12 protein-coding genes are annotated in these 11,784 nt (G+C 33.6%); 4 read left to right on the forward strand and 8 right to left on the reverse strand.

The features are described from left to right. Position 1 precedes the first annotated feature (1 nt). The 4 genes from KO504_RS10140 to KO504_RS17400 all read left to right on the forward strand — a co-directional run bounded on the left by KO504_RS10140 (position 2) and on the right by KO504_RS17400 (position 4,175). The gene (locus KO504_RS10140) at positions 2-2,359 is read left to right on the forward strand and encodes a penicillin-binding protein 1A (protein WP_215926531.1); all 2,358 of its coding nucleotides are present in this window, start codon (positions 2-4) and stop codon (positions 2,357-2,359) included. Between the two features lie 92 nt (positions 2,360-2,451). After that, positions 2,452-3,153 carry a CoA transferase subunit A gene (locus KO504_RS10145; RefSeq protein WP_215926534.1) on the forward strand — a complete coding sequence of 234 codons (702 nt, stop codon included), beginning with the start codon at positions 2,452-2,454 and terminating at the stop codon, positions 3,151-3,153. 2 nt (positions 3,154-3,155) lie between these two features. Then, complete coding sequence (locus KO504_RS10150) at positions 3,156-3,809, forward strand: CoA transferase subunit B (protein WP_215926536.1); 654 nt, start codon at positions 3,156-3,158, stop codon at positions 3,807-3,809. Between the two features lie 240 nt (positions 3,810-4,049). Next, a complete protein-coding gene (locus KO504_RS17400) occupies positions 4,050-4,175 on the forward strand; it encodes a hypothetical protein (protein WP_289846248.1) in 126 nt (41 codons plus the stop codon). Here the strand turns inward: KO504_RS17400 and KO504_RS10155 are convergent. The 8 genes from KO504_RS10155 to hemB all read right to left on the reverse strand — a co-directional run bounded on the left by KO504_RS10155 (position 4,170) and on the right by hemB (position 11,728). Next, positions 4,170-5,855: an ABC transporter ATP-binding protein gene (locus tag KO504_RS10155; RefSeq protein ID WP_215926538.1), complete on the reverse strand. Its 1,686-nt coding sequence runs from the start codon at positions 5,853-5,855 to the stop codon at positions 4,170-4,172. The genes KO504_RS17400 and KO504_RS10155 overlap by 6 nt on opposite strands. Before the next feature lie 28 nt (positions 5,856-5,883). Next, positions 5,884-6,597: a 3'-5' exonuclease gene (locus KO504_RS10160; RefSeq protein ID WP_215926540.1), complete on the reverse strand. Its 714-nt coding sequence runs from the start codon at positions 6,595-6,597 to the stop codon at positions 5,884-5,886. 62 nt (positions 6,598-6,659) lie between these two features. Then, positions 6,660-7,799: a serine hydrolase domain-containing protein gene (locus tag KO504_RS10165; RefSeq protein WP_215926542.1), complete on the reverse strand. Its 1,140-nt coding sequence runs from the start codon at positions 7,797-7,799 to the stop codon at positions 6,660-6,662. A gap of 11 nt (positions 7,800-7,810) precedes the next feature. Further along, complete coding sequence (locus KO504_RS10170; protein WP_215926544.1) at positions 7,811-8,332, reverse strand: DUF4442 domain-containing protein; 522 nt, start codon at positions 8,330-8,332, stop codon at positions 7,811-7,813. After that, positions 8,332-8,820: a methylated-DNA--[protein]-cysteine S-methyltransferase gene (locus tag KO504_RS10175; protein ID WP_215926546.1), complete on the reverse strand. Its 489-nt coding sequence runs from the start codon at positions 8,818-8,820 to the stop codon at positions 8,332-8,334. Before KO504_RS10175 ends, KO504_RS10170 begins: the two co-directional genes overlap by 1 nt. 8 nt (positions 8,821-8,828) lie before the next feature. Next, positions 8,829-9,947, reverse strand: coding sequence for a CNNM domain-containing protein (locus KO504_RS10180; protein WP_215926548.1), 1,119 nt, complete (start codon positions 9,945-9,947; stop codon positions 8,829-8,831). A 294-nt stretch (positions 9,948-10,241) separates the two neighbouring features. Next, positions 10,242-10,649, reverse strand: coding sequence for an Lrp/AsnC family transcriptional regulator (locus KO504_RS10185; RefSeq protein ID WP_215926550.1), 408 nt, complete (start codon positions 10,647-10,649; stop codon positions 10,242-10,244). 86 nt (positions 10,650-10,735) lie between these two features. After that, positions 10,736-11,728 carry a porphobilinogen synthase gene (gene hemB, locus KO504_RS10190; protein ID WP_215926552.1) on the reverse strand — a complete coding sequence of 331 codons (993 nt, stop codon included), beginning with the start codon at positions 11,726-11,728 and terminating at the stop codon, positions 10,736-10,738. Positions 11,729-11,784: the final 56 nt, after the last annotated feature.

Below are 11,784 nucleotides of genomic sequence, written 5' to 3' on the forward strand. Positions count from 1 at the left end.
TATGGCAAAAAAGAAAACAACGAAATCTAAACCAGAAACTTTAGATTTTTCAAAATATGTACGTTGGTTTTGGATGGTATTTTTAGGAGGTGTTTTAGCCTTTGTATTATTATTTCTATTCGCTTCTTGGGGATTTTTAGGTGAAATGCCAGATCACACCAAGTTAGAAAATCCTGAAACTAATTTAGCTTCGGAAATCATTTCTTCAGATGATAAAACATTAGGTAAATTCTATTTTAACGATAATAGAACGCCTGTAGATTTTAAAGAATTACCTCAAAATATTGTAGATGCTTTAATTGCGACTGAAGATGTGCGTCATTACGAACATTCAGGTATTGACGGCAGAGGTACACTTAGGGCTATTTATAAATTAGGAAGCGGAGGAGGAGCTAGTACAATCTCTCAACAATTAGCTAAGAATTTATTTACAAAACAAGTGTCTAGTAATATTATTGAACGTCTTTCTCAGAAAGTAAGAGAATGGATTATTGCTATTCGTTTAGAACGTCAATACACAAAAGAAGAAATTATAGCCCAATATCTTAACATTGTTGATTTCAATAACAATGCAGATGGTATACGTAGTGCCGCTAGAATATATTTTGGTAAAGAACCTAAAGATTTAGATATCAAGGAATCGGCTATGATTGTAGGAATGTTGAAAAATCCAACCTTATATAATCCTAGACCACATAGAAACCCTGTTGGGACTAGAAATAGACGTAATGTTGTTTTAGCTCAAATGAACAAATATGGATTTATTACTGAAGAGGTAAAAGATTCACTTCAAAAAACAGAGTTAGATTTAAATTATTCTCCAGAATCACATCGTGAAGGGATTGCTACTTATTTTAGAGAATACCTTAGAGGTTTCATGAAAGAATGGACAAGTGATAAAAAGAATAGAAAGCCAGATGGTAGTAAATACGACTTATACACAGATGGTTTAAAAATCTATACAACAATAGATTCTCGAATGCAACAATATGCAGAAGATGCTATTGAGCAACACATGCCAAGATTACAAGCAGAATTTAACAATCAAAATACTCCAAAACGTAATAAAACAACACCGTTTTTAGGTTTAACTACTTCAGAGGTTAATAAATTACTAAACGATCATATGAAACGCGGTGAGCGTTGGAGGGTGCTTAAAAGTCAAGGGAAATCTGAAAAAGAGATTAGAGCTTCGTTTCAAAAACCTACCGAAATGAGGGTTTTCAAATGGGTAAATGGAAAAGCAAGCGAAGTAGATACGGTTATGAAACCTATAGATTCTATGCGTTATTATAAATCGTTTTTCCATCCAGGTATGATGTCTATGGACCCGCTTACAGGTCATGTAAAAGCTTGGGTAGGAGGTATGAATTATAAACACTTCCAATACGATATGGTAAAACAAGGAACAAGGCAAGTAGGTTCTACGTTTAAACCTTTTGTTTATGCCACAGCGATAGATCAATTACAATTTTCTCCTTGCGATTCATTTCCAAGAACTCCAATAACTATTGAAGCTAATAAATTTGGAAATCCAGAACCTTGGACGACTAAGAATTCTGATGGAAATTATTCAGGGAAACAAACCCTTAAAGATGCTTTGGCAAGTTCTACCAATACAGTAACAGCGCGTTTAATTAACGAAATTGGACCGCAACCCGTTGTAGAAATGGCAAAAAAATTAGGGGTTACTTCAGATATTTTACCTGTACCAGCAATTGCATTAGGTACGACAGAGATTAGTGTTTACGAGATGGTTGCTGCCTATTCTACATTTGCAAACAAAGGAGTATATAATAAACCTGTAATGGTAACACGCATTGAGGATAAAAACGGAACAGTACTTTATCAGTTTACGCCAGAAAGTAAGGATGTTCTAAGTGAAGAGGTTGCTTATGTAACTGTAAACTTAATGGAAGGAGTTACTCAAGCAGGATCTTCTGGAGGTCGTCTAAGGTCTAAAGGTGTAGATAAATACAATACAATGTATAGAGAGATAATGACGGGTTATCCTTATGAATTAGACAATCCAATTGCAGGTAAAACAGGAACAACTCAAAATCAAAGTGATGGTTGGTTTATGGGTATGGTGCCAAATTTAGTTACCGGAGTTTGGGTTGGAGCTGAAGATAGATCTGTACATTTTAGATCTATTACCTATGGTCAAGGTGCGTCTATGGCATTACCAATATGGGGTTTATATATGAAGGCTTGTTATGAAGATGAAACTTTAGATATTTCAAAAGATGAATTTGAAAAACCTTCAAACTTAACCATTAATATTGATTGTGATGTTAAAGGAGAAGGGGATCTTGGTGGCAACGAAGACCCAGAAGGGGTTATTGACTTCGATTTCTAATAATCTGTAATAGTCACACCCTTATTTTATGACTATATATTATAAAGTAAGAGCATAGTTTTGTATTTTTCAGAAGCAAAATTTCTTTATATATGATTAATAAAAAAGTGGACAATATTACAGAGGCGCTAAAAGGTGTTAGTGATAATATGACCTTTATGTTTGGCGGTTTTGGATTATCTGGAATTCCAGAAAATGCCATTGCAGAACTTGTAAAACGCAAAGTAAAAGGTTTAACCTGTATTTCTAATAATGCAGGAGTCGATGATTTTGGTTTAGGTTTATTACTACATCAAAAACAAATCAAAAAAATGATTTCCTCTTATGTAGGCGAAAATGATGAGTTTGAACGTCAAATGCTTTCAGGTGAGTTAGATGTTGAGTTAATACCTCAAGGAACATTAGCTGAGCGCGCTAGAGCAGCACAGGCAGGTTTTCCTGCGTTTTATACTCCAGCGGGTTACGGAACAGAAGTTGCAGAAGGTAAAGAAACAAGAGAGTTTGATGGTAAAATGTATGTGTTAGAGCATGCGTTTAAAGCCGATTTTGCTTTTATAAAAGCATGGAAAGGCGATGCTGCCGGAAACTTAATCTTTAAAGGAACAGCAAGAAATTTTAATCCAAACATGTGTGGAGCAGCTAAAATTACTGTTGTTGAGGTTGAAGAATTAGTTCCAGTAGGTGATTTAGATCCTAATCAAATACATATTCCTGGCATTTTTGTTCAACGTATTTTTCAAGGTGAGACATATGAAAAAAGAATAGAACAATTAACAGTTAGACAAAGAGCATAGTTATGTTAGATAAAAACGGAATAGCAAAACGCATTGCAAAAGAAGTAAAAGACGGTTACTATGTTAATTTAGGAATTGGGATTCCAACATTAGTAGCAAATTTTGTAAGAGATGATATTGATGTCGAATTTCAAAGTGAAAATGGTGTTTTAGGAATGGGACCTTTCCCTTTTGAAGGTGATGAAGATGCCGATATTATTAATGCAGGAAAACAGACCATAACGACTTTGCCTGGAGCTTCATTTTTTGATTCAGCAACAAGTTTTGCGATGATTAGAGGACAACATGTTGATTTAACGATACTTGGTTCTATGGAAGTGTCAGAAAAAGGCGATATAGCTAATTGGAAAATTCCAGGTAAAATGGTTAAAGGTATGGGAGGTGCTATGGATTTAGTTGCTAGCGCAGAAAACATTATCGTTGCCATGATGCATACGAATAGAGCGGGTGAATCTAAGTTACTGAAAGAGTGTTCTTTACCATTAACTGGAGTTGCCTGTGTAAAGAAAATAGTAACAAACTTGGCGGTTATAGAAGTAACACCAAAAGGATTTAAACTTTTAGAACGCGCACCAGGTGTTTCTGTAGAAGAGATTAAAAAAGCAACAGAAGGCGAATTGATTATTGAAGGTGATATTCCCGAAATGGAATTATAAAAATAGCTTACATAATAAATTTAAAACCGCTAATGTATAGCGGTTTTTTTGTACGAAAAATAACAATAAAATATGTTAAATGTTAAAATTAAGTGTATTTCAACGATTAATTATGTGTTTTAGCTGATTAAATAAAAATAAATTACATATTGCAGTCCCAAACAAAATGAATTAAATTAACCTGATTTACCATAAACTTAATTTACCTTTTTGCCCCAAATCTACCATGAATTACTGCTTATGAAATCAAAACCAAATCTACCAGAACCTACTTTAAATGAAAACGATGAGTTTTCAGTATTAGAAAACACTTTTGAGTTAGTGTCAAATGTTTTTAAATTAGCAAAAAAAGTATTCATGCTATAATCCTTTTGGAATAGCATGAATTAACTTTTTTGTGTAAGCTTTTTTTGGTGAAGCGTAAATTATATCTGCATCTCCAATTTCTTCAATTTTTCCTTTATTCATTACTAATAGTTGATCAGACATATATTTTACAACCGCCAAATCGTGCGAAATAAATATATAAGTAAATCCAAATTGCGCTTTTAAATCATTCAGCAAGTTTAAAACTTGTGCTTGTACAGAAATGTCTAAAGCAGAAACAGACTCGTCACAAACTATAAGCTGAGGTTCTAATGCAATAGTTCTAGCAATACCTATACGTTGGCGTTGTCCACCAGAAAACTCATGAGGATAGCGATCAAAAGCAGTAGCATCTAATCCTACTTTGTTTAAAATGTCAATTACCTTTTTTTTACGTGCTTCATGAGAAATTCCAATATTATGAACCGTCATAGGTTCTAAAATAGCGTTACCAACAGTTAAACGAGGGTTTAAAGAGGCAAAGGGATCCTGAAATATAATCTGAATATCTTTTCGCAAGGCTCGCATTTCTGAAGTACTCAAATTAGTGATATCCTTGCCTTTGTATAAAATTCTTCCAGCTGTGGCTTTGTCTAATTGTAGTATGGCATTTCCTAAAGTAGATTTTCCGCAACCAGATTCTCCAACTAAGCCTAAGGTTTCACCTGTATATACCTTAAAGCTTACTCCATCAACAGCGTTAAACGGTTGATTTTTAGAAAACCATCCTGTTTTTGAGAGGTACGTTTTTTCTACGTCAATGACTTCCAATAGCGGTTGTTGTGCATATAGCTTTTCATGATTTTTTATGCGATCTGCTTCAGAAATAATAGTAGTATTCACATTACCTGTCATAAAATCAGAAATGGTAGGTAGTTGTTTTAACCTAAAATCTGTTGAAGGTCTTGCTGCAATTAATGCTTTTGTATAAGTGTGCTTTGGTAAATGAAAAATGTCTTTAGTCGCTCCTTGTTCTACAATTTGGCCTTGATACATCACTAAAACACGATCTGCTAATTCAGAAACCAAGGATAAATCATGCGAAATAAATAAGACACTCATTTCTGTTTCTGTTTGGATGTCTTTTAATAGCTCTAAAATCTCTTTTTGAACGGTTACATCTAATGCTGTTGTTGGTTCGTCTGCAATGAGTAATTTAGGTTTACAGGCAATAGCAATAGCAATCATGACGCGTTGTTTTTGTCCACCAGAAATTTCATGTGGATAAGCCTTTAAAATTCGCTCTGGATTGGGAAGTTTTACTTTTTCAAAGAGGTTTATAACTTCAGATGTTAGTTCTGTAGCTGATAATTTAAAGTGTTGTTTTAAGATTTCTTCAACTTGTTTCCCGCAACGCATCGATGGATTTAAAGAACTCATAGGTTCTTGAAAAATCATCGCAATGTCTTTTCCTCTTAGGGCTTGAAATTCTTTTTCAGGCAAACTAACGAGATCTTTATCCTTAAATAAGATAGAGCCAGAGGTAATTTGGGAAATCTGCTTGGGTAATAAACCCATTAGAGCTAATGACGAAATGGACTTGCCAGAACCAGATTCTCCAACAACAGCTACAATTTCATTTGCTTTTATATCAAATGAAATGTTTTTTATAATTTGTTTTTCAACCTTGTCTTTATAAAAAGAGATATGTAGTTGTTTAACGCTAATTAAATTTGCCATAAATAAAGTTTCAATCTAATGCGCTAAATTACACATGTTTTATTTCATTATCGTGAAGTAATTCGTCTCCTCGCAATCTTAAGAAAATTTGAGCTACTGCAATGGTGTCTTTTTCACAATAAATGATAATACGATCTATTTCTTTCTCTTTATAATAGACACGGTATACTTCACTACCATCTATGTCATCTTTTGGTGAAGGAATGCCTAAAACGTTGGTTAATAGTTTTAAAGAGGTGTAGGTTTTATAATCTCCAAATTTCCATAATTCTAACGTATCGAGATGTGGTACTTCCCATGGTTTTTTACCGAAAAGATTCAATTTGTATGGTAATTCTATGTTGTGGATAATCATACGTCTTGCAATGTATGGAAAGTCAAATTCCTTACCGTTATGGGCACAAAGTAAATGCTTATTAGAACTGAAATGTGAAATCAGTAAATTTTTAAAATCCTTTAAAATCTTGACTTCATCACCGTAAAACGATGTGACTCTAAAGCTTCGAGATTCGCCTTGCATTTTAAAATAGCCGACCGAAATACACACAATTTTACCAAATTCGGCCCAAATACCAGCTCTGTCATAGAATTCTTCCGCCGTAAACTCGTCTTTACGTTGGTAACGCGATTTAGCATCCCAAAGGTCTTGTTTTGTTTTGTCTAAATCAGTAAAGTTTTCTGTTTCAGGAACGGTTTCTATGTCTAAAAATAGAATGTGTTCTAAGTTGAGTTTTGAAATCATAGCTGTTAATTTTCTAAATCTCAAAAGATTTAAAAAGCTTTAGAGATTTTAATTCTAAAAATCTATTTCTTCATCATCGCATAAGCTTCATCAATATAAACATAAAAATCCGAAGGAAAAAAATTAACTTTTTCGGGACTCCTATGGTGTCCTAGTCTGATAATGATGACGTTATCTTCAGGAATTGTAATTACATATTGCCCTAAAATACCAATCATTGCAAAGGTGTGTTTGTTATTATAATCACTAACCCAAAAGCCATAACCATAAGGTTGGCCTTCAAATCTAGATTGCGTTGATGTGGCTACAAAAGTAGAATCTAGTAGTTGTTTGCCATTCCATTTGCCATGGTCTTTGTAAAGTTTGCCAAATCGACCAAAATCTCTAGCATTACTAGAGATACAGCAAAAGGCTTTTGCTAGTTGATTGTCATCATCATCTAATTGCCACAACGCATCATTTTCGGCACCTAAGGGTTGCCAGAAACTTTCAGAAAGATAGTTAGCTAATTGTTTTCCTGTGGCTTTTTTAATAACCATACCTAATAATTGTGTGCTGCCACTTAAATATTCGAATTCTTTACCTGGTGTTTTTGTAACTTTCTGATTTAAAATGGTTTCGGCTAAATCGTCATCATAATTCGCTCTTGCAGTAATAGAAAATGGACTTGTATAAGATTCTACCCAGTCTAAGCCAGAGGACATTGACGATAAGTCGCCAACAGTAGTTTTTGTATCTTTAAATTGCGGATAAAAATCACTAATGGGTTGATCTAAATTTTTTATATAACCCTCCATAATAGCCTTACCAAGTAAAGCTGAGGTGATACTTTTAGCCATTGAAAAAGAATTGGTTTTAGAATCTTTGCTATAATTCTCAGCATACTGTTCGTAAAAAATGCTGTCATTTTTTATAATTAAATAAGCAATTGTGCCATATTCATCATTTATAGATTTTAGCTCATCTGTGGCACTTACGGAATTGTAATTTTTGTGTAAGGGCCATTCATCTGTTCTTGTACCTTTTTTAATGGTGTCATTTTCAAAATAAGGATAGTCATCAATAAAAGCAGTAGAATGCCCTGTAAAATACACAACACGTACACCTTTTAAGATATAGTCGTAATCAAAAATATAGGATGCTATAATGAGCATGCCAATAATTCCGACAAGCCATTTTAATAGTTTTTTAATAAATTTCATTGCGCTAGATTTTAATTATTTGCTTTGCGATTTTTTAGTTTTTCTTTGTAAAAGGCTTTGTTGGCGATATAAATGGTCTTTTTTAAAGTAGCAATTATATGTTGTTTGTCGTCAACTAAATTCATGGTTTTAACAATGTCAATTTCACGAGATTCAATAACCGATTGTTTTATAGTGTCAATCTCTTCTTTTGTAAATATAAATTCACCATAAATTGTAGTTTTACCTGGTTTTTTATAGCGTGCTTCAACAGATTTATCCCAAACTACAAAATCATTACCCAGTATTTGAATGAGTTGAATCATGTAAATAGGATCTGTTGCAGATAACATGCTGCCACCAAAAATAGAGCCTGCATAATTGCGGTTTTTCCAACTTGGTTTTAATCTAATTTTTACAAAAAGCAAATCGTCACTAACCTCTATAAGTTTGGCAGTAGATCTACGATACATTGGTGACCAATTGAAACCATATTTGTATATCGTTGAGGTTTTAAAAAAACGTTTTAAAAATTCAGTTGCTATTTTATACATTAAAATAAGGATTGTTGTTTGTATTCACTTTCATGATTGAGCAACCATTGTTTTCTGTGTAAGCCACCAGCATAACCTATGAGACTTCCGTCGCTACCTATGACTCTGTGACATGGTACAATAATCCAAAGTGGATTTTTACCATTGGCACTTGCAGCCGCTCGTATGGCTTTTACATCTCCTAATTGCTTGGATAATTCTAAGTACGAAATGGATTTTCCAAAAGGAATAGCCTCCAATTGTTTCCATACCTTTTTCTGAAAGGTTGTGCCTTTGGGATTCAGTTTTAAGTCGAATGTTTTTCGTTTTTCGTAGAAGTATTCCCTAAGCTGAATCACACAATCTAGTAGAGATTCTGGAATAGTACGAGATAATTCTTCTTGAAAATCTATGATTGAAACGGAAACAATACCATTCTCATTTCCGCTAATTTTGGCATGTCCAAGTGGTGTTTCAATATAGCAGATTTGTTGAGGTAACTGTTCCAAAAGTTAGCTTAGTTTTCAGGATTGTCATTATCAATGATACCTAAACGTTTTGCTCTAGATTCCCAGCTTCGTCTTGCTAAAAGTTGTAAGTCGGATACATTATCGCTTTCATCCATAATTTCTAAGCCAAGTAATGTTTCAATAACATCTTCCATAGTTACTAAACCACTTACTGAACCGTATTCATCTACAACTAAGGCTAGGTGGTTTCTACTTTCTACCAACTGTTCAAATAAAGTTGGAATAGGTAAACTACGATTTACAATAATAATACTTCGTTTAATATCAGATAATAATTTTGAACCATTACCTAATGCCATTTCTTTAAAAACTTCAGCTTTTAAAACCAAACCTGTAATATTATCTGCATCATTAGTAAATACAGGAATTCTTGAAAATCTAACATTAGAGTTTGCATTAAAAAAGGCTTCAATAGTCATGCTTTCGTCTTCCGTTTTCATTACTGTACGAGGTGTCATAACATCTTTAGCTTGTACCTCTTTAAAGCTCAATAAGTTTTTAATGACTTTACTTTCGTTTTCTTCAAAAACACCTTCTTCTTGTGCAATCTCTGCCATAGCAGCAAAACTCTCTCTGCTTAAAACACTACCATGACCTTTACCGCCAATTAATTTTGTAGTGAGTTGAAGTACCCATAAAATACCAGTGTATTTTAATGGAAATATTAAAATGTTTAAAGCTTTTGATGTAAAGTTTGCTAATTGTCTCCAAAATGTGGCTCCAATGGTTTTAGGAATAATTTCAGAAGCGACTAAAATAAGAATAGTCATTATTGTAGAAACAACAGCAACCATAATGTCCTCAGTGAATTCGAATCCTAAAATGCTTCGTTTAGTAGAGCCATAAAGCTCTACATAAGCCACTTTTGCTTGCACACCAACTAAAATTGCGCCAACAGTATGGGCAATGGTATTTAGTGTAAGTATAGCGATGAGTGGACGATCGACATCTTTTTTTAATTCTTCTAATTCTGTAGCATAAGTTTTTCCTTCTTTCTTTTTTATATTAATAAAAGTAGGAGTAATGCTTAAAAGTACAGCCTCTAAAATAGAGCATAAAAATGAAAAAAAGATAGAGATGACAGCGTAAAAAATGAGTAAGCCCATTAATGTTTTGTAGTTTTTATAAATACAAAGTTACGAAATGAATACTAATTACAACCTGGCTATTTTTTTAGTTATTACTAAGTTATGATTTGTAATGAAAAAGTAACTGTTAAAAACATGTTGTATAATTTCAATTATAAGAAATATATTTTTAATACGCATTTTGCTAGACACTTATTGTTTATCTGCACAAATAAAAGGGAAGATAATATATCGTCTCGAAACCATTAAGGATAGTATTGGGCCATTCTTTTGCTGATAATTAAAATATTAGACGGAAAAATGAGTATATCACTAACTTTCTAATATAATTCTTGTGTTAGGTACACCATATTGTGAAATACGTTCTAGCATCGTAACTAACTCTTTATTGTTTTTAAAATAAGCTAGTATGCATAAACTGTCTTCACCAGAAATTCGGTCACAACGCTGCACTTCCTTAAAAGTTTTAATTTGATTATAAGCCGTTCTCAAAGTACTAGATTGGTGAATTTTTAGATTGATATAAGCTTTAACATTAACTCCAAGTTTTTCATGATTAACCCGAAGGGAATAGCCTAAGATAACTCCTTTTTCTTCCAATTGTTTGACGCGTTTTCCAACAGCAGGAGCAGATAAATCTACAGATTTACCAATAGTCGCAAAGGACTCACGTGCGTTTGCCCTAAGCATTTTTATAATTTTATCGTCAATAGCGTCCATTTTTAGTTTCGAAACTAATTTATTGGTTATTCAATTGATTCGAAACTAAAAATAGTAAAATTAATTTGATTAGTGTTTAATATTTATTAATCGTTAAGTAGTTTAACCACATCTTTAGCGAAATAGGAAGCAATAATATCAGCACCAGCACGCTTAAAAGCCATTGTGGTTTCTAGCATCACTTGGTCGTGATTAAGCCAACCTTTTTCTGCTGCTGCTTTTATCATGGCGTATTCGCCTGAGACTTGGTAAACTGCCACAGGCACATCGACTTCATTTTTAATATCTCTTAAAATATCAAGATAAGAAAGGCCTGGTTTAACCATAACAATATCGGCACCTTCCTCAATATCTATTAGAGTTTCTCTAACCGCTTCTATTCGGTTACCAAAATCCATTTGGTAGGTTTTTTTGTCTTTAGGGACATCCACTAAATCCACAGGTGCAGAATCAAGAGCGTCGCGAAAAGGACCATAAAACGAAGACGCGTATTTTGCAGTATAAGCCATAATACCAGTGTTTTTATAGCCTTCTTGTTCTAATAATTGGCGAATTTGTAACGTTCTTCCATCGTTCATATCGCTAGGTGCTACAAAATCAGAACCCGCTTGAGCGTGTGTTAAGGCCATTTTTGCCAGCACTTCGGCCGATTCGTCATTAATAATCATCCCGTTTTGTACAATACCATCATGACCAACAGAAGAATAAGGGTCTAGGGCAACATCTGTCATCACTATCATATCCGGACAAGCATTTTTTACCGTTTTAATAGCACGTTGCATCAATCCATCTGGGTTTAATGCCTCTGTACCTTTATTATCTTTTAAATTATCCGGAACTTTTACAAAGAGTAACACCGCTTTTAAACCTAAGTTCCATAATTCTTTGACTTCACCTTCAAGTAAATCTAAACTGTACCTAAAATAATTGGGCATAGACGGAATTTCATCTTTTACGCCCTTGCCTTCAACCACAAAAAGTGGCACTAAAAAATCATTTGGTGTAATGTAGTTTTCTCTAACTAAACTTCTAATAGCCGCGTTAGTTCTTAGTCTTCTATTTCTTCGTAATGGAAACATGATTTTATATTTTGCAGACCGGTTAGGTTTTTAAAACCTGGCAGGTCTTTGTGTGT

Source organism: Winogradskyella psychrotolerans (genome assembly GCF_018860565.1).
Classification (GTDB): Bacteria; Bacteroidota; Bacteroidia; order Flavobacteriales; family Flavobacteriaceae; genus Winogradskyella; species Winogradskyella damuponensis.

What these genes read in the sequence shown, in the direction of transcription:
- KO504_RS10140 (WP_215926531.1), top strand. Translation starts at nt 2, where the DNA reads ATGGCAAAAAAGAAAACAACGAAATCTAAACCAGAAACTTTAGATTTT.
- KO504_RS10145 (WP_215926534.1), top strand. Translation starts at nt 2,452, where the DNA reads ATGATTAATAAAAAAGTGGACAATATTACAGAGGCGCTAAAAGGTGTT.
- KO504_RS10150 (WP_215926536.1), top strand. Translation starts at nt 3,156, where the DNA reads ATGTTAGATAAAAACGGAATAGCAAAACGCATTGCAAAAGAAGTAAAA.
- KO504_RS17400 (WP_289846248.1), top strand. Translation starts at nt 4,050, where the DNA reads ATGAAATCAAAACCAAATCTACCAGAACCTACTTTAAATGAAAACGAT.
- KO504_RS10155 (WP_215926538.1), bottom strand. Translation starts at nt 5,855, where the DNA reads ATGGCAAATTTAATTAGCGTTAAACAACTACATATCTCTTTTTATAAA.
- KO504_RS10160 (WP_215926540.1), bottom strand. Translation starts at nt 6,597, where the DNA reads ATGATTTCAAAACTCAACTTAGAACACATTCTATTTTTAGACATAGAA.
- KO504_RS10165 (WP_215926542.1), bottom strand. Translation starts at nt 7,799, where the DNA reads ATGAAATTTATTAAAAAACTATTAAAATGGCTTGTCGGAATTATTGGC.
- KO504_RS10170 (WP_215926544.1), bottom strand. Translation starts at nt 8,332, where the DNA reads ATGTATAAAATAGCAACTGAATTTTTAAAACGTTTTTTTAAAACCTCA.
- KO504_RS10180 (WP_215926548.1), bottom strand. Translation starts at nt 9,947, where the DNA reads ATGGGCTTACTCATTTTTTACGCTGTCATCTCTATCTTTTTTTCATTT.
- KO504_RS10185 (WP_215926550.1), bottom strand. Translation starts at nt 10,649, where the DNA reads ATGGACGCTATTGACGATAAAATTATAAAAATGCTTAGGGCAAACGCA.
- hemB (WP_215926552.1), bottom strand. Translation starts at nt 11,728, where the DNA reads ATGTTTCCATTACGAAGAAATAGAAGACTAAGAACTAACGCGGCTATT.